The organism is Streptomyces sp. HNM0645 (assembly GCF_030056615.1).
Classification (GTDB): Bacteria; Actinomycetota; Actinomycetes; order Streptomycetales; family Streptomycetaceae; genus Streptomyces; species Streptomyces marianii.
In genome coordinates, this window is record NZ_JASHLT010000047.1 from 1 (window position 1) to 20,328 (window position 20,328).

A 20,328-nucleotide genomic window follows, 5' to 3' on the forward strand; every position below is an offset into this window, starting at 1 on the left:
GGAGTGGTCCCGTCCGCGGCGCTCGCCCGCGCCCCGGAGAAGGCGTCCCGCGCGCCCGTGGCCGCCCCCGCGGCGGTTGCCGCCGCGCCCGGCGCCCAGCCGCCCGCGACCGTGTGGGTGCACCGTCAGGACGTGAACGACGGGCGCTTCTTCCGCGCGGGGCTGGGCGGACCGCTCACCGCGCGGAGGACCGGTGCGGCCGGTCCGGAGACCTACGAGGTCTCGGACGCGTACGGCCCCCTCGCCACGCTCACCAAGGGGGCGCAGACCGTCACCGTGCACGGGCCGCGGCGCACCTTCACCGAGCAGAAGAAGGCCTTCACCGACCGCTTCGACCGGGCCGTCCCCGGCTGGGGCACGTCGCCCGGCGGCGGCAGATGGGCGACCCCCGGCACCGGCCGGGCGGAGTTTCGCGTCGAGGGGGGAAGCGGCACCGTCGTCCTGAGGGAGGACGGGTTCAGTCACTTCGCCACGCTTTCCGACGACCTCGGGGACGTCGATGTGACCGCCGTGCTCACCCTCGACAGGGCCCCGGCCGGTGACGCCGTCTCGGCCGCGGTCTGCTGCGCGTACGCCGGCGACGGACAGAACTACCGCGCCCGGCTGTCCTTCCTCACGACCGGCGAGGTCAGACTGACCCTGGAGATGGCGGCCGGAAACGCCACGACGGTGCTCGACGGCCCCGTCCCGGTGGGATCCGGCTTCCGGCCCGGTGACCGCTGGCGCCTCCGCCTGGAGCGCACGGGGACGGCACTGCGCTGCCGCGCCTGGCGCGACGGCCAGGACGAGCCCGCCACCTGGCAGGCCGCCGAGACGGACGGCACACTCGGCGCGGGCGGGACCGGCATCCGGGTCCTCGCCAACAAGGGCGGCACCGCCCTTCCGGTGAAGGTGCTGGTCGGCGAGTTCACCGTCGCCGGCCGCCGGCCCGAGCCCCCCGAGGTCACGCACGACCTGTGGGTGCGGTTGCTGGAGACGCCCTTCGACGGCGCCCTGACCCCCGCCCTGGAACGGCGGCTCCGCGACTGGGCGGGCGACACCTCCCCCGACGCCCTCGGCTACGCGGCCATGTTCCTGCCGCACGCGGCCGGCGCGGTCGACCCGGTGCTCGGCACGCGCGTCCTCGGCGAGGCGGGGTACGGGCCCTTCAGCACGACGGCCGGCGACGGGACCCGCGAGATCGGCGCCGACTTCTGGGAGTACATGGGCCTGGACACCTGGACCTTCCCCAACGGCGAGGCGCCGGCGCAGCCGGAGAACTCGGGCCCGCAGAAGCGATGGGCGGGCTTCCTCGACTGCTCCGGCTACGTCCGGATGGTGTACGGGCACCACTTGGGCATACCCATGGTCAACTACCGGGACTTCGACGGCACCAACCTGCCGAGGGAGTCCGCCGACCAGGCGGCGAAGGGCCCGGGCGTGGTGGTCGCCGGCTTCACGGCCGACGGCGTCCCGGGCCAGGCCCCGCCGCCGCTGGACGGACTGCGCGCCGGCGACCTGGTGTACTTCGACGCCTACGGCAGCGCCGGTGGGGACGACGGCGTGGGGGACGACCGCGGGACCATCGACCACGTCGGCATCTACCTGGGCCGGGACCAGGACGGCAGACGCCGTTTCGCGTCCAGCCGCAAGACTCCCGACGGGCCGACGATGGCGGACCTCGGCGCGCTGTCCGTGCTGGACGCCGGAGCCGAGCTGTACAGCAGGAGCCTGCGCGTCATCCGTCGCTTCTGAGGTCGCGGGGCGTCCCCCGCCGTCCGCTGCCGGGCCACCCCGGAGGGCACGGACCGGGCTCCTTCGGGAGCCCGCCGCAGCCCGCCGGGGTACCGCGCCCCGGCAGGTCAGGGCGCCCGCTCCGGAACCACCGCGTCGAGGAGCGTGCGCACGATCTCCGGCCCGCGCAGCGTCAGCACCGACTCCGGGTGGAACTGGACGCCCGCGAAACCCGGCCCGCGCAGCGCGTGGACCTCACCCGACGGTGCACGGCTCACCTCGACGCCGTGCAGGGACAGCTCCGCCGCCGCCTCGTCGTCGCACACGGCCGTGAAACTGTTGTAGAAGCCGACCGTCTCCTCCGCGCCGAACAGTCCGACCCGCAGTTGCGCCCCCTGGAACGGTGTACTCCTGCGGGCGATGTCCAGCCCCAGTTCGGCCGCGATCAGCTCATGGCCGAGGCACACCCCCAGCAGACCGCCCCGGTGGCCGCGCAGCAGATCCGCCGTGAGTGAGCGCAGGAAGCGCATCTTCGGGTCGGCCGCGTCCGACGGATCGCCCGGGCCCGGGCCGAGGACGACCGGGCCGTCGTGGGCGAGCGCCGCCTCCCGCACCCCCGGTTCGTCGAAGCGGCGTACGGTCACCTCGAGCCCCGCTCCCCGCAGCAGATGGGCCAGCATCGCGGTGAACGTGTCCTCGCCGTCCACCACCAGCGCACGCCCCGAGACGCGCTCCGGCAGGGACTGCATCCGCAGCCAGAAGGGCGCCAGGTCCGCCCGCCGGGCGTCCAGGGCCGCCCGCACCCGGGGGTCGTCGGCCGGCCGCGGCCGTGCCTCCTCCTCCCGTGCCGGCTCCGGGCGGACCCCCAGCGCGGCCAGCACGCCCGCCGCCTTGGTGTGCGTCTCCGCCACCTCGGACGCCGGGTCCGAGTGGCGGACCAGCGTCGCGCCGACCGGCACCCGTACCTCGCCGGAGGCGGAGATGTCGGCGGTGCGGATCAGGATCGGCGAGTCGAGGGTCTGCGCACCGCCCGCGTCGGTGCCGAGGAGCGCCAGCGCGCCCGCGTAGTACCCGCGCCCGCCGTCCTCGTACCGCTCGATGACCCGGCACGCGTTCTGCACCGGCGAGCCGGTGACCGTGGCCGCGAACATCGTCTCGCGCAGCACCTCGCGGACGTCGAGCGAGGAGCGTCCCCGCAGCTCGTACTCCGTGTGCGCGAGATGGGCCATCTCCTTGAGGCGGGGCCCGACGACCACGCCGCCCATGTCGCCGACCGTGCACATCATCTTGAGCTCCTCGTCGACGACCATGGAGAGCTCGTCGGTCTCCTTGCGGTCGGAGAGGAAGTCCAGCAGCCCGTCGACCGCCGGTCCGCCCGCCGGATAGCGGTACGTCCCGCTGATCGGGTTCATCACGACCGTGCCCCCGGACATCCGCACGTGCACCTCCGGGCTCGCCCCGACGAGCGTGCGTCCGCCCGTCTCCCGGCCGGGCCGCCCCGCCGGGGAGGGCCTCCCGTCGCCGGTGTGGACGACGTACGTCCAGTACGCGCCGCGTTCGCCCACGAGCAGCCGCCGGAAGAGCGCGAGGGCGTCGGCCCTGCCGAAGTCCGGGACGCGCCCGGTGAACGTGCGCCGGATGACGAAGTTCGCGCCCTCGCCTCGCCCGATCTCGTCCTCCACCACGCGCCGGACGGTCTCCGCGTACTCCTCGTCGCCGATGTCGAAGCCGCCGCCCTCGACGTCGACCGCGTGCGCCGGAAGCCGGCCCAGCACCTCGTCGAGCGGCAGCTCGCAGGACTCCTCGGCGACCAGCACGGACAGCGGTGTGCCGTCGTCGCGCACGTCGAAGCCCCGCTCGCGGATCTGCCGGAACGGCACCAGCGCCAGCGAAGGACGCTCGCCCACCGGGAGGTCGGCGAGCCGCTCGACCTCGAGGACCGGGCCGGTCAGCACCTCGACGGTGTCGTGGTCGCGGCCGGGCGTGCGCCGGCGCAGCAGGGCGAACGGAGGGGCACCGGGATTCAGCAACCGGTCGAGGACGTGCATGGTGGGGTTCCTTCCGTGGTGGGGAGGAACGGCCCGCGGAAACGGGAAAGGCCGCCCCTCGGGCGGCCTTCGCGAAACTGTGCGCGCGATCGGATCAGTGGGCCGCCGGATGAGCGGTCCACCACCGGTTCTGGGTCGTCTGCGCGAACATGCCCGGAACCCTACCCCACCGGTGTCCCGTCCGCCGGTGGCCGCCGTCTCACTTTCTGGGCCGCGACCCGGACCGGCCGATTCACCACGTAATGTTGTCGGGGTGACCGTGAACGCTAAGCCCACCGCAACCGGTGGCAACACCTGGCGAGACCTGCCCGCGGCGCAGCAGCCCGAGTACCCCGATGCCGAGGCTCTGCGCGACGTGATCGCGGACCTCGAGTCGTATCCGCCGCTCGTCTTCGCGGGCGAGTGCGACCAGCTGCGTGCCCGGATGGGAGCCGTCGCCAAGGGCGAGGCGTTCCTGCTCCAGGGCGGCGACTGCGCCGAGGCCTTCGACGCGGTGTCCGCCGACCACATCCGCAACAAGCTCAAGACCCTGCTCCAGATGGGTGCGGTGCTGACGTACGCCGCGTCCGTGCCGGTCGTGAAGGTCGGCCGGATCGCCGGTCAGTACTCCAAGCCGCGCTCGAAGTCGACGGAGACCCGTGACGGCGTGACGCTGCCGACCTACCGGGGCGACTCGGTCAACGGCTTCGAGTTCACCGAGGCGGCCCGGGTCCCGGACCCCGAGCGGCTTAAGCGGATGTACCATGCCTCGGCGTCGACGCTGAACCTCGTGCGCGCCTTCACCACCGGCGGTTACGCCGACCTGCGCCAGGTGCACGCCTGGAACCAGGACTTCGTGAAGTCGTCCCCGTCCGGGCAGCGCTACGAGCAGCTCGCGCGCGAGATCGACAACGCGCTGAACTTCATGAAGGCCTGCGGCACGGACCCGGCGGAGTTCCGCACCGTCGAGTTCTACGCCTCCCACGAGGCCCTGCTCATGGACTACGAGTCGGCCCTCACCCGGGTCGACTCGCGGACGGGCGATCTGTACGACGTCTCGGGCCACATGGTCTGGATCGGTGAGCGCACCCGCCAGCTGGACGGCGCGCACATCGAGTTCGCGTCGAGGATCCGCAACCCCGTCGGTGTGAAGCTCGGTCCGACGACGACCGTCGACGAGGCGCTGCAGTACGTCGAGCGGCTGGACCCGGAGCGCGAGCCCGGCCGGCTGACCTTCGTCGTCCGCATGGGCGCCGACAAGGTCCGCGACCGGCTCCCCGAGCTGGTCGAGAAGGTCACCGCCTCCGGTGCCACCGTGGCCTGGGTGACCGACCCGATGCACGGCAACACCTTCGAGGCGGCCTCCGGCCACAAGACCCGCCGCTTCGACGACGTGCTCGACGAGGTCAAGGGATTCTTCGAGGTGCACAAGGCGCTGGGCACCCACCCGGGCGGCATCCACGTCGAGCTCACCGGCGACGACGTCACCGAGTGCGTGGGCGGCGGCGACGAGATCTTCGTCGACGACCTGCACCAGCGCTACGAGACGGCCTGCGACCCCCGGCTGAACCGCAGCCAGTCGCTGGACCTGGCGTTCCTGGTCGCGGAGATGTACCGCGACCAGTGAGCCGACCGGCACGACGGTGGGGCGTGGATCCGTGTGATCCACGCCCCACCGTCGTACCCGGGGCTTTTGGTACCGGCGGGCAGCGGGTAAGGTTAGGTTAGCCTCACCGATCAATCGGGACGGGCGCCACAGTCGAACTCGATCCCGCCGGGAGGTGAACCGCGTGTATGTCTGCTCGTGCTTCGGCATCACGGAGAAGCAGGTGAAGGAGCACGCGGAGGCCGGTGCCTGCAGCCCCCGCCAGATCGCCTCGGTGTCCAAGGCGGGCACCGACTGCGGTTCCTGCGTGCGCCGCATCCAGGGCATCCTCGGCCGGGGAGCCTGCCCGCGCCGCGAACTGCTGGAGCAGGGCAACGGCGCTGCCGCACTGTCCGAGGGCACGACCCGGGTGGCCACCGAGACGGTCTCGCCCGGCCGGCTGCGTCAAGCGGCCTAGCCTCGGGCCCGTAGCGATGGCCCGGCCCCGGCCCGTAGCGATCCGGACGGGCGGTTCCTAGGACTCCGGCTGTTCGATGACCTGGGCGATGTAGAGCGGCTCTCCGAGTTTCTCGACCAGTTCCAGCTGGGTGTCGAGGTAGTCGATGTGGTGCTCCTCGTCCGCCAGGATCGACTCGAAGATGTTCGCGGACGTGATGTCGCCCTTCCCCCGCATGACCTCGATGCCGCGCCGTAGCCGGTCGATCGCCTCGACCTCGACCTGCCGGTCCGCCTGGAACATCTCGGTGACCGTCTGTCCGATCCGTACGTGGAACAGTCGCTGGTAGTTCGGCAGTCCCTCCAGGAACAGGATGCGGTCGGTGAGCACCTCGGCGTGCTTCATCTCGTCGAACGACTCGGCCCGGGTGTACTTGGCGAGCTTGGTCCAGCCGAAGTTCTCCTGCATCTTGGCGTGCAGGAAGTACTGGTTGATCGCGGTCAGCTCGGCAGTCAACTGCTCGTTGAGGAACTCGATGACCTCGGGGTCGCCCTGCATCGCAGAGGCTCCTTCCGTACATGTGACTCGGGCAGGATGCGCGCATCCTCGCACCGTGATCGAAGGCCGTCCAGTAAGTGCCTCCTTAGTAGGAGTTGCCCGAATCGGCCCAGACCTGGTCATGACCACCCCTCCTGGTCTGTCACCATTGAGGGCATGGGTCAGCCGGAGAGCCGGGAACACCGGGCGTCAGAACAGTCCGAGCTACCTCCGGGACAGCGGCTGCAGCGCGGCTGGCCGGTCACCCACTACGGGCCCGTCCCCAAGTTCAAGCCGGACCGCTGGGAGTTCCGGGTCTTCGGCGCCACCGCCGACGGCGACAAGCGCTGCTGGAACCACGAGGAGTTCTCCGCGCTGCCGTTCTCGACGGTCGTCGCCGACCTCCACTGCGTGACGAAATTCAGCATGCTCGGGGCCGAATGGGGCGGAGTGCCCGCATCGACGATCGTCGAGCTGGCCCCGCCGGCCCCGGCGGTCACCCATGTCATGGTCTGGGCCGAGTACGGCTTCAGCGCCAATCTGCGCCTCTCCGACTTCCTCTCCGAGCGCGCGATCTTCGCCACGCACAAGGACGGCGAGCTGCTCACCGCCGAGCACGGCTTCCCTCTGCGACTGATCGTGCCGCATCTGTACGCCTGGAAGGGCCCCAAGTGGGTCCGCGGTGTGGAGTACATGACGGCCGACCGGAGGGGCTTCTGGGAGGAGCGGGGTTACCACAACATCGGCGACCCGTGGCGCGAGCAGCGCTACTCCTACCAGGAGGAGCCGGGCGACGGGCCCGAGTTCTAGTCTGATCTCCAACCTGTGCACCGGCGGCGCACATCGGCCGCCGGTGCCCGGGCTCAGGTGTCGCGGAGCTTCTTCAGCAGGGCCACGTCCGCCGCGTACGTCTCCTTGCCGTGGCGGCCGCCGGGCGTCTCGATGATCAGCGGCACGCCCTCCGCGGCGGGGTGGCGCATCAGCTCGCCGAACGCCTCCTCGCCGATGTGGCCGGCACCGATGTTCTCGTGGCGGTCCTTGCGCGCTCCGACGACGTCCTTGGAGTCGTTGGCGTGGATCAGCCTCAGCCTGCCGGGGCCCACCGTCTCGACCAGCAGATCCAGCAGCCGCCCGGCTCCGCCGGGAGCGGCCAGGTCGTGACCTGCGGCGAACGCGTGACAGGTGTCCAGGCACACGCCCAGTCTGGGGTGGGCCTCCAGGGCCTCGAAGTACGGACCGAGGTCCGTGACCAGCGAGCAGAGCGAGAAGCCCTGCCCGGCCGTCGGCTCCAGCAGCAGGGCCGGGTCGTCGTCGTGCGTCAGCTCGTCCAGCAGTGGCAGCACCAGCTCCCGCACCTGCGCGAGGGCAGCCTCCCGGGTCCTGCCCCCGGTCGCCGAGCCGGTGTGCACCACCACACCCACCGCGCCGATGTCCCGGCCGCGGCGCAGCGAGTGGCGCAGCGACTCCACGGACCGCTCGGCGGTGACCGCGCTGTGGGAGCCGAAGTTGATCAGATACGGGGCGTGCACGAACGCCGGCGTGCCGGCGGTGGCGTTCCCGGTGCGGAACAGTTCGTCCTGCGCGGCGTTCCCCACCGGGGTGGCCCAGCCGCGGGGATTGGCGACGAAGACCTGGACGGCCTCGGCCTCGATCTCACGGGCGTACGCCAGACCCGTCCTGGCCAGGCCGCCGGCCACGGGCACATGCGCGCCTACGGGGTTGTGCACGGTCGCTAGAGCCCCTTGGTCGTGATCGTGATCGTGCTGCCCTCGGCGGCCTGCTCGCCGCCCTCGACGGACTGGCGCTCGACGGTGTTGCCGAGGAAGGGGAAGGTCCGCTCGACCTTGACCTCGAAGCCCGCCTTCTCGAGCTCGCGCCGGGCGTCGTCCAGCGAGTCCCCGGTGACGTCCGGGACCTCGACCATCCGCGGTCCCTTGGAGACCGTGAGGGTGACCGTGTCGCCGCCGGCCGCCCGTCCGCCCTCGGCGGGCGACTGACGGGCGACGGTCCCCGCCTCCTGGGGGGAGTGGACCTGCTCCGGCGCCACCTTCACCTTCAGCCCGGCGTCCTCGAGGGTGCTCGTGGCGTCCGCGACGGAGTCGCCGGTGACGTCCGGGACGTCGACCGGGGCGCCCTTGCTGACGACGAGCGCGACCGCGGAGTCCGGACGGCGCTCGGTGCCGGCGGCCGGGTCGGAACCGATCACCGTGCCCTGGGCGGCCTCGTCGCTGAACTCCCTGGTGACCACGCCCGGGGCGAGACCGGCCTTGCGGAGGGTGCTTCTGGCGTCGGCGAGCTTGAGGCCCTCGAGCTCCGGAACCTTGACGATCTCGGGGCCGCGCGAGACGACGAGCGTGACCGAGCCGTTGTGACGGATGCGCTGCCCGGGGTCGGGGCTCACGTCCATGACGGTGCCCCGGTCGTAGGCGTCGCTGAAGTCCCTCCTGACGGCCTCGACGTCCAGGCCGGCGGCGGACAGCCGCTGTTTCGCCGCGGCCTCGGTCTGGCCGAGGACGGTGGGCACGCGGGTGAACTGGCCGGAATTGATGTACCAGACGCCCGCCCCGGCCCCGAGGACCAGCAGCACGGCGACGACGGTGGCGAGCACCCCCCGGCGCGACGCCGGCAGCCGCCGGCCACCCGGACGGGACGGCGGGGAACCGGCGGGCGGCATCTCCAGCCGGCTCGTCCGGTCGACGGCCTCGCCGGTGGGCAGCGGCCGCGCGATCACGCTCGTCCGATCCTCGGAGCCGGCGGACTCCTCGCCCGGCGTCCTGGCCTGCGGCGGTACGGCGTCGAGCTGGTCGTCGCCGAGTCCGGCACGGGCCTCGCGGGTCCGGCCGAGCAGGGCGACGGCATCGTCGGGACGCGACTCGGGATCCCGGGCGGTGGCGAGGGCCACCAGGCCGTCCAGCTCCGGGGCGAGCCCGGGCACGGCGGCCGACGGCGGTGGCACGTCCTCGTTGAGGTGCCGGTAGAGCACCTGGGCCGGGGTGTCGCCGGAGTGCGGCTTGCCGCCGGTGAGCATCTCGTAGAGCACGACTCCGCAGGCGTACACGTCGGCGCGGGTGTCCGCCGTGCCTGCCTCGATCTGCTCCGGCGCGAGGTAGGAGACGGTCCCGAGCAGCGATCCCGTGGTGCTGGTCACGGAGCCCACGGCCCGGACCAGGCCGAAATCGGCGACCTTGACCCGCCCGTCGTCCCCGATCAGGACGTTCTCGGGCTTCATGTCCCGGTGGACGAACCCGGCCCGGTGCGCGGCGCCCAGCGCGGCCAGCACGGGCTCCAGGATGTCGAGGGCCGCCCGCGGGCGGAGCGCGCCCCGCTCCCGCAGCACGTCGCGGAGCGTGCACCCGGCGACGTACTCCATCGCCAGATAGACGTACGCGCCCTCGGCGCCCTGGTCGTACACGCCGACGACGTTGGGGTGGGACAGCCGGGCCACGGACTTCGCCTCGCGGATGAACCGCTCGACGAACGAGGCGTCCGCCGCGAGCGCCGGGTGCATCACCTTGAGGGCGAGCACCCGGTCGAGCCGGGTGTCCACGGCCCGGTAGACCGTGGCCATCCCGCCGACGGCGATACGCGCGTCGACGCGGTAGCGGCCGTCGAGCACCTGCCCGACGAGGGGGTCCTGAAGGGTCGTATCCACGCAGGTGAGTCTACGAGCCCGGACACCCGGCCCCGGCCCCCGGCCGAGGGCTGCAGCGCACCTGTGACGTGCGTCATCGACGAACGGGCGCCGTCCGCGGGGCCGGGCGCCGTCACCCGAAGGCGGGGCGCTCCGGGTCCAGCGCCGCCCGTCCCTCGACGGGGGACGAGGCCTCGGCGAAGTGGCGGCGCGGGATACGGCCCGCACGGTGGGCCAGCCGGCCCGCCTCGACCGCGTGCCGCATGGCCTCGGCCATCACGACCGGTTCCTGCGCCCGGGTGACCGCGGAGGCCAGCATCACCGCGGAGCACCCCAGCTCCATCGCCAGCGCCGCGTCCGACGCCGTGCCGGCGCCCGCGTCCAGGACCACCGGGACCCGGGCGTGCTCGGTGATCAGCTGGAAGTTGTGCGGGTTGCGGATGCCGAGCCCGGAGCCGATGGGGGAACCGAGCGGCATGATCGCGGCGCAGCCCACGTCCTCCAGCCTCCGCGCAAGCACGGGGTCGTCGTTGGTGTAGGGCAGCACGATGAAGCCGTCGTCCACCAGCACCTCCGCCGCGTCGAGCAGCTCGACCGGATCGGGCAGCAGAGTCCGCTCGTCCGCCACCACCTCCAGCTTGATCCAGGACGTCCCGAGCGCCTCCCGGGCGAGCCGTGCGGTCAGCACGGCCTCGCCCGCGGTGAAGCAGCCCGCGGTGTTCGGCAGCACCTGGATGCCCAGGCGGTCCAGCACGGACAGCACCGAGCCCTGCACGGTCGGGTCGAGGCGGCGCATCGCGACCGTGGTCAGTTCCGTGCCGCTGGCGACCAGTGCGCGCTCCAGCACGTCGAGGCTGGGCGCCCCGCCCGTCCCCATGATCAGCCGGGACGAGAACTCCGTCCCGCCCAGTACGAAGCGGTCGTCGGCCATGTCGGTCAGCCTCCCTGCACCGCGGTGAGCACCTCGACGCGATCGCCCTCGCCGAGCAGCGTCCCGGGCCACTCGCCACGGGGTACGACGCTCTCGTTGACGGCGGCGGCAACCCCGGAAGACGCGACGGTGAGCGTGGCCACCAGCGCGTCGAGCGTGGTGCCGGCCGCGACGGCGCGCCGCTGCCCGTTGACGGACACGGTGTGCGTGGACCCGGTCATGCGGACACCTCCTGCTGGACGGGGGAGAAGCGGCGTGGGGTGAAGGCCCGGGCCTCGTCGGGCAGTTCACCGGTGAGCAGGGCGTGCGCCATGACGTCGCCGGTCACGGGGGTGAGCAGGACGCCGTTGCGGTAGTGGCCGGTGGCGAGCAGCAGACCGGGCAGCTGGGCGGGACCCAGCACCGGGGCGTTGTCCGGTGAGCCGGGGCGCAGTCCCGCCCGGGTCTCGGTCAGCGGAAGCTCGGTGATGCCGGGTACCAACTCGTGCGCGTCGCGCAGCAGCTGGTACACGCCTCCCGCCGTGACCGTGGTGTCCCAGCCGAGTTCCTCGCTGGTCGCGCCCACGACCAGCTCGCCGTTCTCGCGCGGTACGAGATAGACGTGGCTGCCGCGCACCACGGCCCGGACCGTGCGCGACAGGAACGGGGCGTACGCGGGCGGCACGGTCAGCCGCAGCACCTGCCCCTTGACCGGGCGCACCGGGGGGAGCGCGTCCGCGGGCACGCCCGGGAACCGGCCGCTGAGACTGCCCGCGGCCAGCACGACCCGGTCGGCCGCGATCTCGTCGCCGCCGGCCAGCACGGCTCCGGCCGCCCGGTCCCGTACCACCGACAGCCGCTCCGCCCACCTCCGGTGGAACACCACGCCGGCCCGCTCGCAGGCCACCACGAGCGCCCTGGCCAGCCGCCGGGGATCGATCTGGTGGTCGCCGTCCACCCTCAGCCCACCGCGCACTCCCGGCGCCAGCATGGGCTCCAGCCTCCGGCACTCCCGCCCGGAGAGCCACTCCGACTCCAGCCCGAAGCGCCGCTGCAGCGCGTGCAGTTCGCGCAGATGTGCCCGGTCGTCCGCGTCGAGGGCCACGGCGAGCGTCCCGCAGGAGCGGTACCCGGTGTCCTCGCCGCTCGCATCCTCGAGCTCCGCCACGAACCGCGGATAGCGCTCCGCGGAGGCCAGGTTCAGCCCGAGCAGCGTCTCCTCGCCGTAGTGGAGCTCCGTGACGGCCGCCAGCATGCCCGCCGCGACCTGTGCCGCCCCGCCGCCCGGTTCGGGGTCGGCCAGCGCGGTCCGCAGTCCGCGCTGCGCCGCCCGCCACGCGGTGACGAGGCCGATGACGCCACCCCCGACGACGAGGACGTCCGTGGTGTGTCCTGGTGAATGTCCTGGATGCATGGGCGTCCGGACCCTCCCTTCGCCGGCATGACCCGGATCAGGTTCGTACGGTCGGAGGCCGCCTCAGCCTCCCTCTCAGCCCGGTGCTCCGGGCTCCCGCGAGTAGCAGTACGGTGGCCAGCCTAGCCCTCGTCGCCGACCCCCGGTAAGGGAGCCGCCACCGTGGCCCGTTCGCTCGACGGACTCGTCCTCGCCCCGGTCGCCGACCAGGCGCCCGGCCAGGTCGGCGCCCGGACACGGTTCACGTACCACGAGGACGGCGGCCGGATCTGGGCCGAGTACGCCGGCGGCGACGTGGTCCGCGGCCATCTCGTCGGCACCCGCGAGGGGGACCGGTTGGACTTCCGCTACGTCCAGCTCGGGCAGGACGGGACGACCTCCTCCGGGCACTGCGTGTCCACCGTCGTCGACCTCCCCGACGGGCGGGTGCGGCTGGAGGAGACCTGGGAGTGGGAGTCCCGGCAGGGGTGCGGCACGAGCGTCGTGGAGGAGCTCCCTTCCTGACGTGTAGTCAGGTGGTTAGGGTGGCCGGGTGAGTGAGAGCGAGCAGACGGCGCCGAGCCGCCGAGTCGTCATCGTCGGGGCGGGCATGGCCGGTGTGCAGACCGCCGTGGCCCTGCGCGAACAGGGCTTCACCGGCGGTATCGGCCTCATCGGCGCCGAACCGCACCAGCCCTACGACCGGCCCCCGCTGTCCAAGGCCGTCCTGCTCGGGAAGGCCGAGGACTCGGCCTTCGACGTCGACTTCGACGCGCTCGACGTCGAGCTCCGGCTGGGCCTCGAGGTCACGGGCCTGCGCCCCGAGGAGCACGAGCTCGACACGCCCGCCGGGCCCGTCCCGTACGACGTCCTCGTCATCGCCACCGGAGCGGAGCCGGTCACCCTCCCCGGCACGGAGGGGGTCCCGGGAGTCCATCTGCTGCGCACCCTCGACGATGCGGAGCGGCTCCGCCCGGTGCTGGAGCGACGCCACCGCATCGTGGTCGTCGGCGCGGGCTGGATCGGCGCCGAGTTCGCCACCGCCGCCCGCGAGGCGGGCTGCGAGGCCACCGTCGTCGAGGCCGCCGACCGCCCGCTGCCGGGAGCCCTGCCGGCCGAGGTCGCCGCCCCGATGGCCGCGTGGTACGCCGAGGCCGGCGCCGAACTGCTCACCGGTGCGCGGGTCGCGGCCGTCGAGCCGGGCGCCGTGGTCCTCGAAGGGGGCCGGCGGCTGCCCGCGAACGCCGTCGTCGTCGGCATCGGCGCCCGGCCGGCGACCCGCTGGCTCGCCGGTTCCGGCATCGGCCTGGGCCCCGACGGCTCGGTCACCGCCGACGAGCGACTGCGCACCTCGCTGCCCGACGTGTACGCGGTCGGGGACTGCGCCTCCTTCCCGTCCGGCCGATACGGGCGGCGCATGCTCGTCCACCACTGGGACAACGCGCTCCAGGGTCCCCGTACGGTCGCGGCCAACATCGTCGGTGCGGATACGGGCGGGGGGAGCGAGCCGGGGGAGATCTACGACCCGGTGCCGTACTTCTGGTCGGAGCAGTTCGGCCGGTTCGTGCAGTACGCCGGGCATCACGGCGCGGCCGACGCGCTCGTGCGCCGAGGGGACCCGGAGGGTGCCTCCTGGTCGGTGCTGTGGCTGAGGGACGGGGCTCTGGTCGCCCTGCTGGCGGTCGGCAGACCCCGGGACCTGGCCCAGGGGCGCAGGCTCATCGAGGTCGGCGCCCACGTCGACGCAGGGCGCGCCGCCGACCCGGCCGTCCCCCTGAAGGCCGCCGTGCTGTGACCGTGGACCGCCGTTCCGGGCGGGCGTGCCCCGGGCCGCGGAGGGACGACTCCGAGGGCTCCCGAAGCGCTCCCGAGGCGGCGGTCAGGTGGCCCGTGTCCCTCTGAAGGCCGCAGCCGGACCGGGCCCGGCTACCGACTGTCGGTCCGGGATGGCACGCTTGGTCCCGTGACCGAGATTGACGCAAAGATCGATGCTCTCGTCCCCGCCTGGCTCCACCTGCCCGACATCGCGGAAAAGCTCGACGTCGAGGTGACGCGCGTACGGCAGCTGGTCAAGGAGGGTCAGCTGATCGCCGTGCGCCGCGGTGAGAACCGGACGCTCCAGGTCCCTGCCGCCTTCATCAAGGGCGGCAGGGTGGTCAAGGGCCTCTCCGGCACCCTGACGCTCCTGAAGGACGACGGCTTCACCGACGAAGAGATGCTGGAGTGGCTCTTCACTCCGGACCCCACCCTGCCGGGGACCCCCGCGGAGGCGCTCAGCGAGAATCGCGGCACGGAGGTGAAGCGCCGGGCCCAGGCGCTCGCCGTCTGACGACGTCCTGAGCACGTCGCCGCGTTACGCCACACGATCTGGATGCGGTGCGCACACCGGGCCCGGACCGCCCGGCACCCGGTGCGCGCACCGCCGACCCACCCGGGGGTTACCACCCATGTCCTCGTCCCGAGCGGCGCTGTCCGACGCCCGGCTCTACCTCTGCACGGACTCCCGCAGGCGCCAGGGCGACCTGCCGCAGTTCCTGGACGCCGTCCTCTCCTCAGGGGTGGACATCGTGCAACTGCGCGACAAGGGCATGGAGGCCGGCGAGGAGCTGGAGCACCTCGCCGTGTTCGCCGACGCCTGCCGCCGCCACGGGAAGCTGCTCGCGGTCAACGACCGGGCCGACGTCGCCCACGCCGTCGGCTCGGACGTGCTGCACCTCGGCCAGGGCGACCTTCCCGTGCCCGCGGCACGGGCGATCCTCGGCACCGAGGTGCTGATCGGGCGCTCCACGCACGCCCGGGAGGAGGTCGACGCGGCGGCCGCCGAGCCCGGTGTCGACTACTTCTGCACCGGTCCCTGCTGGCCCACACCCACCAAGCCGGGCAGGCCGGCCCCCGGCCTCGACTTGGTGCGGTACACGGCCTCGCTCGGCCAGGACCGCCCCTGGTTCGCGATCGGCGGGATCGACGCCGGCAACCTCGACGAGGTGCTGGAGGCAGGTGCCCGCCGGGTCGTCGTCGTCCGGGCGATCACGGAGGCCGACGACCCCGCCGAGGCCGCCGCCCGTCTCGCCGAGCGGATACGTGCCCATGCGCGGTAGGCCGTTTCATGCGCGGTCCGTGTCCGATGGGTGGAATCCGGTTGGGAGACCGCTGCCCTGTGGATAACCTGCGACTATGGCCCTCGGCACAGCTTCCACCCGGACGGATCGCGCACGCACCGTGCGCGAGCTGCTCGCCACCGACAAGACCTCGTACTCCTTCGAGTTCTGGGCGCCCAAGACGGAGAAGGGCGAGCGGAACCTCTGGAACGCGCTGCGGCGCGTCGAGGCGGTACAGCCCAACTTCGTCTCGGTGACCTACGGAGCCGGGGGATCCACCCGCGCGGGCACGGTCAAGGCCACTCAGCAGATCGCCGCCGACACCACGCTCACCCCGGTCGCGCACCTCACCGCGGTCAACCACTCCGTCGCGGAACTGCGCAACATGATCGGCCAGTATGCGGACGCCGGGATCAGGAACATCCTGGCCGTCCGCGGCGACCCGCCCGGCGACCCGATGGGCGAGTGGGTCGAGCATCCGGACGGTGTGCGGTACGCGGCGGAGCTCGTCCGGCTGATCAAGGAGTCGGGCGACTTCTGCGTCGGCGTCGCGGCCTTCCCCGAGATGCACCCCCGCTCCAGCGACTGGCAGACGGACATCGGGCACTTCGTGGACAAGTGCCGCGCCGGTGCGGACTATGCGATCACCCAGATGTTCTTCCGCGTCGAGGACTATCTGCGGCTGCGCGACAGCGTCGCGGAGGCGGGCTGCGAGACCCCGATCATCCCCGAGATCATGCCCGTCACCAACGTGAGGCAGATCGAACGGTTCGCCCAGCTCAGCAACGCGTCGTTCCCCGCCGAACTCGAACAGAGGATCCGCGCCGTCGCGGACGACCCCGCCGCTGTACGCTCCATCGGTATCGAGTTCGCGACGGAGTTCTGCGCACGGCTGCTCTCGGAGGGCGTCCCCGGGTTGCACTTCATCACGCTCAACAACTCCACCGCGACGCTCGAAATCTACGAGAATCTCGGACTGCACCAGCAGTCGTGAACGGCCGCACCCGTCGCAACCCCGGGCGGGAGGCCGTAGGAGAGGGGCGGGCATGGGCTGGACGGTGCTCTACATCGCGTTCGGCATTGTCGCGCTGTGGCTGCTCGGCGAGGTGCTGCTGCAGTACAAGGCGCGGCTGCGCTGGCGGCTGGTCGCCTTCGTCGGCTTCCTGGGCGTGGTCGTCGGTGTGCTGATGCCGAACATCATCGTGATCGGCGTGGGTGCGGCGGCCTTCGCGGTCGGCCAGACGTACGTCACTCTCTCCTTCCGGCGCGGCTTCTCCACCGGCTGGGCGCTGGGCGGCAGCCCGGGATCCAGCCGCCGCCGGAGGTCCTCCGCCCCCGTCGACCGTGACCCCGTGCTGGAGGTGACGGGCATCGACTACGAGGACTCCTACGAGGGCTCCTACGACGACTCCGGCCGTCCCCGTCCGTCCGGCCCCGACCCGGACGGGTCCCCGTCCGCCGATACCACGGCCGTATACGAGCCGCAGCCGCTCCCGGACGAAACCGGGCAGTACGGCGTCTACTCCGACGCGGCCCAGGCGGCGAACCACGCCCAGGCCGGCGAGGACGCCCACTACGGCGGCTACTCCACCGGCTACGCCGACGCCTACTCCCAGGGCCACGACTACCAGCAGCCGGCGGGGACGACCCATGACGCGTACGCGGGGTCGTACGACTACGGCACCGGCGGCGGCCAGCAGCAGTACGCCGCCTGGTCCGAACCGTACGCAGGCGCAGCGCAGGGCTACGGCTCGTACGAGAGCTACGGCGGCCAGCAGCAGTACGCCGACCCGTACGCGTCGCAGGGCTACAACGAGACGCCGCCGGGCGGTGTGTGGGTGCCGCTCCAGCGCGACGGGGACCAGGCACCGCCGCCGGCGGAGCAGCCCTCGCAGTACGGCTACGACCAGGGCTACCAGAGCGACCCCGACGGCCAGGCCTACCGCTACTGAGCCGTCCCCGACCCGGCGACGCGTCGGCACGCGCAGCCGGGCCCTCGGAACCGGGGACGCGGGGGCGGGCTCGGCACCCCGGGCGCCGGGACCGGAGGGTGCCGTCCGCGCCCCGTCCTTCCGAGCGCTCCGGCTGTCGCAGGCCCGGGGCGGGCTGCTGTTCGGGCCCGCTCGCGGGCGGGAGGTGGAGCGCGTTCCACGCCCTCGCCCGGCCCGGGCGCCGCGATACCGAACCGCACGACCGGGCCCGCGACGCCCGGTCGCCCGGGAGCGCGTCCCCGCCGGAAGGGCCCCCGACCAGGTCACTGCGAACCGCGGAAGTCCGCCCCCTCCACGATGAGGCCGGTCACCAGCGCGCCCGACATTCCGCTGTGCGCGAGTCCGCCGCCGGGATGCGACCAGCCGCCCGCGAAGTACACCCCGGGCACCGGTGAGACGTTCGCCGCGGGCAGCAGTGCCCCGCCCGCTCCGGCCAGTGCCGGCCCGGGCACCCGGGGCGTGCCCGTCTCCCGGAAGGTGTCGGCGGGTGTGCGCACCTCGCGCCACAGAAGCCGCTCCCGCAGACCGGGAACGGCCGCCTCCGCGACTGCCGTCATCCGGTCCGCGAACGCCTCCACGCCCGTGGCGTCCCCGTCCGTCACGTGCTCGCCCCACGAGGGGGCCGACACCCGGTCGCCGGTCCCGGCGGGAACGGTCGCGGTCACCGTGACCGCCTCGTGGCCGCCGGGCCGCAGCCGCTCGTCGTCGGGCCGCAGCACCACGACCGTCGGACGGTCGCACAGCCGCCCCGCGGACAGCGCCGCCGACTCCCCGGCCCGGTCGGGCGAGTGCACCACCGTCCGGTGCGCCGCGTCCGCCGGCCGGGCGCCGCGCAGTGCCAGGCAGACGGTGACCCGCCCGGTCCGCACCGCCGACTGGTGGTGCGGCCACTCGTCCGGGGAGACCCACGGCAGGACCCGGTCCCGGTACAGCGCGGGCACGGGCGCGCCCGTGACCACGTGGTCGGCCTCGGCCGTGCTGCCGTCCGCCAGCTCCACGCCGACCGCCCGGCCGCCCTCGATCCGTATCTCCGTCACCTCGGTGCCGAGGACGAACTCCACCCCCCGCGCGAGGCACCGCTCGTGGACCGCGTCCGCGAGTGCCCGCATCCCGCCCCGCACGTACCAACTGCCGAAGGTCTGCTCCATGTAGGGCAGGACGGCGGCGGACGCGGGCGCGGTGGCGGGGTCGAAGCCGTACGCCAGGGCGTGGCTCTCCAGCAGCGCCGCCAGCCGCGGGTCCCGCAGCTCACGCCTGCCCACCTCGGCCAGGGTGCGCGCCGGGCGCCGCAACAGGCCGCCCTTGAGCGCCGGGTACGGGTCCCGGGCGAAGCGGGAGGTCTCCGGGGGCAGGGGCTCCTCCAGCAGCGGGCGCCGCGACCGGTCCCAGGCGTCCCGCGCACGCCCCAGGAACTCGCCCCAGCGTTCGCCGGCTCCGGTGCCGAGAGCTCCGTCCAGCGCAGCGACGACCCCCGCACGCGAGGCGTTCGGCAGGGTCACGGCCGTGCCGTCCGCGAAGACATGACGGCTCGCCGGGTCCACCTGGACCAGCTCCACGCACTTCTCCAGCGGCTCCTTGCCGGTCTTCACGAAGAAATCCCGCCAGACGGCGGGCAGATGGAGCAGACCGGGACCGGTGTCGAAGGCGAAGCCGGCGCGCTCGAACCGGCGCACCGCGCCGCCGTACGTGTCCGTCCGTTCGAACACCGTCACCCGGTGTCCCGCAACGGCCAGCCGGGCGGCTGCCGCCATGGCGCCCATCCCGGCGCCGATCACCACAATCCGTGCCATGTCAGGGACTGTATCGGCAGCCTCCGACAGTCAACCGGGGCGGTGGTCCCCACAGGCCCGCGGCGCCGCGGGGCGCCTCCCGGCGCTTGGAGGGAGAGGCGGATCCCTCGGGGCCGGGAGGACCGGTGCCACGGCCCGGCACGAGCAGCGTCGCCGCGGTGATCGCCGCCACCGGGTGGACGCGGACGCGGTCGTGACCAGCCCGCACCCGGAGCGGGAGGGGATGAGCACGGGCCTCTGAGTATCCGTACCTAGTGGGGGAGATGAGTAGGCGCGCGGATGGGGCCGACCGGCGCGGACGGAAGAGTGGAGGCCACGGAGGGGCGCGGCGCCGGCACCGCCGGCACGGGGCGGCGGAACGGCGCGGCGCACCTGCGAACGGGGGTTGCCCGGACCCGGGGGAACAGCGGTACAGGGCAGCGGGGGAACGGGGGAACGAAGGGGAAACGCCGGTGCGGCGAAGCTCGGGGGATCGAGCTCCGCCCCACCGGCACTCGTCGTTCGTGCCCTCGCGCCCTCGGCGGGCGGTGCGGTCACGGCCCACCGGGGAGTGCCCGTGACCCCACGGGGACGGGGCGTCAGCAGCCGCTGACCCGCCCGTGGAGCAGACGGGAGAGGGCCGCGTGCACGTCGTCGATCGACCGCTCCCGCTGGAATGCCTGCCAGTCGAGCGCCGCCACCAGCACCATCCCGACCAGCGCGGCCGCGGTCAGCGGAATGTCGATCTCCTCGCTCAGCTCGCCGCGCTCGACCCCTTCCCTGAGGACGGTCTCGACGACGGCGACCGCCTGCTGACGGACCACCATCAGCGTCGACTGCCAGGCGCGGTTGGTGCGCCACAGCTCGGCGACGTACAGCTGGGTGAAGGCCGGGTAGCGGTCGATGAAGACCAGGCCGGCCCGGATCATCCCGTCCAGGGCCTCGATCTTGGTGCCGCCCCGCCGCTCCGCCTCGTCGGCGGCCTCCTGCAGCGAGGAGGTCAGCAGGCCGACCCCGTACCGCAGCAGTTCCTCGAAGAGCTCGGTCTTGCTCTTGAAGTTGTAGTAGACCGTGCCCTTGGCGACGCCGGCCCGCTCGGCGATCTCGTCGACGGTGGTGGCGGAGAAGCCCTGTTCGGCGATGAGGGTCACCGCGGCCTCGTAGAGCTTGGCGCGGGTGGCCTGTCTCCGGGTGCTGCTGCTGTTCATGGTGCCGAT

20 protein-coding genes and 1 riboswitch are annotated in these 20,328 nt (G+C 73.1%); of the genes, 10 read left to right on the forward strand and 10 right to left on the reverse strand.

Features of this window, described 5'->3' with window-relative positions:
* Nucleotides 1-1,734: NlpC/P60 family protein (locus QMZ92_RS27630; protein WP_283300224.1), on the forward strand; the 1,734-nt coding region annotated here is incomplete at its 5' end.
* Nucleotides 1,735-1,841: 107 nt separating this feature from the next.
* Here QMZ92_RS27630 and QMZ92_RS27635 read toward each other — a convergent pair.
* Together QMZ92_RS27635 and QMZ92_RS36530 are read right to left on the reverse strand one after the other, a co-directional pair.
* A complete protein-coding gene (locus QMZ92_RS27635) occupies nt 1,842-3,761 on the reverse strand; it encodes an anthranilate synthase family protein (protein ID WP_283300226.1) in 1,920 nt (639 codons plus the stop codon).
* 94 nt (nt 3,762-3,855) lie between these two features.
* Nucleotides 3,856-3,912: a trp operon leader peptide gene (locus QMZ92_RS36530; protein ID WP_138057791.1), complete on the reverse strand. Its 57-nt coding sequence runs from the start codon at nt 3,910-3,912 to the stop codon at nt 3,856-3,858.
* 102 nt (nt 3,913-4,014) lie between these two features.
* Here QMZ92_RS36530 and QMZ92_RS27640 point away from each other — a divergent pair, with 102 nt between their 5' ends.
* On the forward strand, nt 4,015-5,367 hold the full coding sequence (locus QMZ92_RS27640) for a class II 3-deoxy-7-phosphoheptulonate synthase (RefSeq protein ID WP_269730898.1): 1,353 nt from the start codon (nt 4,015-4,017) through the stop codon (nt 5,365-5,367).
* Nucleotides 5,368-5,530: 163 nt separating this feature from the next.
* Entirely contained in the window at nt 5,531-5,803 is a 273-nt protein-coding gene (locus QMZ92_RS27645) for a (2Fe-2S)-binding protein (protein WP_283300227.1), read from the forward strand.
* Nucleotides 5,804-5,860: 57 nt separating this feature from the next.
* Here the strand turns inward: QMZ92_RS27645 and bfr are convergent, their stop codons facing one another.
* The gene (bfr, locus tag QMZ92_RS27650) at nt 5,861-6,340 is read right to left on the reverse strand and encodes a bacterioferritin (protein WP_269730900.1); all 480 of its coding nucleotides are present in this window, start codon (nt 6,338-6,340) and stop codon (nt 5,861-5,863) included.
* Nucleotides 6,341-6,496: 156 nt separating this feature from the next.
* Here bfr and QMZ92_RS27655 point away from each other — a divergent pair, with 156 nt between their 5' ends.
* Nucleotides 6,497-7,129: a sulfite oxidase-like oxidoreductase gene (locus QMZ92_RS27655; protein WP_283300228.1), complete on the forward strand. Its 633-nt coding sequence runs from the start codon at nt 6,497-6,499 to the stop codon at nt 7,127-7,129.
* 53 nt (nt 7,130-7,182) lie between these two features.
* On the opposite strand, the gene QMZ92_RS27660 is transcribed toward QMZ92_RS27655, so the two are convergent.
* From QMZ92_RS27660 to thiO, 5 genes are all read right to left on the reverse strand, one after another.
* Nucleotides 7,183-8,046: a deoxyribonuclease IV gene (locus QMZ92_RS27660; protein ID WP_283300229.1), complete on the reverse strand. Its 864-nt coding sequence runs from the start codon at nt 8,044-8,046 to the stop codon at nt 7,183-7,185.
* 5 nt (nt 8,047-8,051) lie between these two features.
* On the reverse strand, nt 8,052-9,971 hold the full coding sequence (gene pknB / locus QMZ92_RS27665) for a Stk1 family PASTA domain-containing Ser/Thr kinase (RefSeq protein ID WP_283300230.1): 1,920 nt from the start codon (nt 9,969-9,971) through the stop codon (nt 8,052-8,054).
* 112 nt (nt 9,972-10,083) lie between these two features.
* The gene (locus QMZ92_RS27670; RefSeq protein ID WP_283300231.1) at nt 10,084-10,881 is read right to left on the reverse strand and encodes a thiazole synthase; all 798 of its coding nucleotides are present in this window, start codon (nt 10,879-10,881) and stop codon (nt 10,084-10,086) included.
* A 5-nt stretch (nt 10,882-10,886) separates the two neighbouring features.
* A complete protein-coding gene (thiS, locus tag QMZ92_RS27675) occupies nt 10,887-11,102 on the reverse strand; it encodes a sulfur carrier protein ThiS (protein WP_283300232.1) in 216 nt (71 codons plus the stop codon).
* Nucleotides 11,099-12,274: a glycine oxidase ThiO gene (gene thiO, locus QMZ92_RS27680; RefSeq protein WP_283300233.1), complete on the reverse strand. Its 1,176-nt coding sequence runs from the start codon at nt 12,272-12,274 to the stop codon at nt 11,099-11,101. The genes thiS and thiO overlap by 4 nt, the downstream gene beginning before the upstream one ends.
* Nucleotides 12,272-12,384, reverse strand: a riboswitch (TPP riboswitch). It overlaps the preceding gene by 3 nt.
* A 52-nt stretch (nt 12,385-12,436) precedes the next feature.
* On the opposite strand from thiO, the gene QMZ92_RS27685 reads away from it, so the two are divergent.
* From QMZ92_RS27685 to QMZ92_RS27710, 6 genes are all read left to right on the forward strand, one after another.
* Nucleotides 12,437-12,778: an avidin-fold protein gene (locus tag QMZ92_RS27685; RefSeq protein WP_283300234.1), complete on the forward strand. Its 342-nt coding sequence runs from the start codon at nt 12,437-12,439 to the stop codon at nt 12,776-12,778.
* A gap of 85 nt (nt 12,779-12,863) precedes the next feature.
* Nucleotides 12,864-14,048 (forward strand): NAD(P)/FAD-dependent oxidoreductase, encoded by a 1,185-nt coding sequence (locus tag QMZ92_RS27690; RefSeq protein WP_283300270.1) that lies wholly within the window; start codon nt 12,864-12,866, stop codon nt 14,046-14,048.
* 168 nt (nt 14,049-14,216) lie between these two features.
* Nucleotides 14,217-14,582, forward strand: coding sequence for an Rv2175c family DNA-binding protein (locus QMZ92_RS27695; RefSeq protein ID WP_283300235.1), 366 nt, complete (start codon nt 14,217-14,219; stop codon nt 14,580-14,582).
* A gap of 118 nt (nt 14,583-14,700) precedes the next feature.
* Complete coding sequence (gene thiE, locus QMZ92_RS27700) at nt 14,701-15,351, forward strand: thiamine phosphate synthase (RefSeq protein WP_283300236.1); 651 nt, start codon at nt 14,701-14,703, stop codon at nt 15,349-15,351.
* A 76-nt stretch (nt 15,352-15,427) separates the two neighbouring features.
* Nucleotides 15,428-16,345, forward strand: a complete 918-nt coding sequence (metF, locus tag QMZ92_RS27705; RefSeq protein WP_283300237.1) for a methylenetetrahydrofolate reductase [NAD(P)H] — start codon at nt 15,428-15,430, stop codon at nt 16,343-16,345.
* A gap of 52 nt (nt 16,346-16,397) precedes the next feature.
* Complete coding sequence (locus tag QMZ92_RS27710; RefSeq protein WP_283300238.1) at nt 16,398-17,303, forward strand: hypothetical protein; 906 nt, start codon at nt 16,398-16,400, stop codon at nt 17,301-17,303.
* A 302-nt stretch (nt 17,304-17,605) separates the two neighbouring features.
* Here QMZ92_RS27710 and QMZ92_RS27715 read toward each other — a convergent pair whose 3' ends face one another.
* Nucleotides 17,606-19,132, reverse strand: a complete 1,527-nt coding sequence (locus QMZ92_RS27715; RefSeq protein ID WP_283300239.1) for a phytoene desaturase family protein — start codon at nt 19,130-19,132, stop codon at nt 17,606-17,608.
* Nucleotides 19,133-19,710: 578 nt separating this feature from the next.
* Nucleotides 19,711-20,319, reverse strand: coding sequence for a TetR/AcrR family transcriptional regulator (locus tag QMZ92_RS27720; RefSeq protein WP_283300240.1), 609 nt, complete (start codon nt 20,317-20,319; stop codon nt 19,711-19,713).
* Nucleotides 20,320-20,328: the final 9 nt, after the last annotated feature.

What these genes read in the sequence shown, in the direction of transcription:
- metF (WP_283300237.1), top strand. Translation starts at nt 15,428, where the DNA reads ATGGCCCTCGGCACAGCTTCCACCCGGACGGATCGCGCACGCACCGTG.
- QMZ92_RS27720 (WP_283300240.1), bottom strand. Translation starts at nt 20,319, where the DNA reads ATGAACAGCAGCAGCACCCGGAGACAGGCCACCCGCGCCAAGCTCTAC.
- thiE (WP_283300236.1), top strand. Translation starts at nt 14,701, where the DNA reads ATGTCCTCGTCCCGAGCGGCGCTGTCCGACGCCCGGCTCTACCTCTGC.
- QMZ92_RS27690 (WP_283300270.1), top strand. Translation starts at nt 12,864, where the DNA reads ATGGCCGGTGTGCAGACCGCCGTGGCCCTGCGCGAACAGGGCTTCACC.
- QMZ92_RS27715 (WP_283300239.1), bottom strand. Translation starts at nt 19,132, where the DNA reads ATGGCACGGATTGTGGTGATCGGCGCCGGGATGGGCGCCATGGCGGCA.
- bfr (WP_269730900.1), bottom strand. Translation starts at nt 6,340, where the DNA reads ATGCAGGGCGACCCCGAGGTCATCGAGTTCCTCAACGAGCAGTTGACT.
- QMZ92_RS27635 (WP_283300226.1), bottom strand. Translation starts at nt 3,761, where the DNA reads ATGCACGTCCTCGACCGGTTGCTGAATCCCGGTGCCCCTCCGTTCGCC.
- QMZ92_RS27655 (WP_283300228.1), top strand. Translation starts at nt 6,497, where the DNA reads ATGGGTCAGCCGGAGAGCCGGGAACACCGGGCGTCAGAACAGTCCGAG.
- QMZ92_RS27710 (WP_283300238.1), top strand. Translation starts at nt 16,398, where the DNA reads ATGGGCTGGACGGTGCTCTACATCGCGTTCGGCATTGTCGCGCTGTGG.
- thiO (WP_283300233.1), bottom strand. Translation starts at nt 12,274, where the DNA reads ATGCATCCAGGACATTCACCAGGACACACCACGGACGTCCTCGTCGTC.
- thiS (WP_283300232.1), bottom strand. Translation starts at nt 11,102, where the DNA reads ATGACCGGGTCCACGCACACCGTGTCCGTCAACGGGCAGCGGCGCGCC.
- QMZ92_RS27670 (WP_283300231.1), bottom strand. Translation starts at nt 10,881, where the DNA reads ATGGCCGACGACCGCTTCGTACTGGGCGGGACGGAGTTCTCGTCCCGG.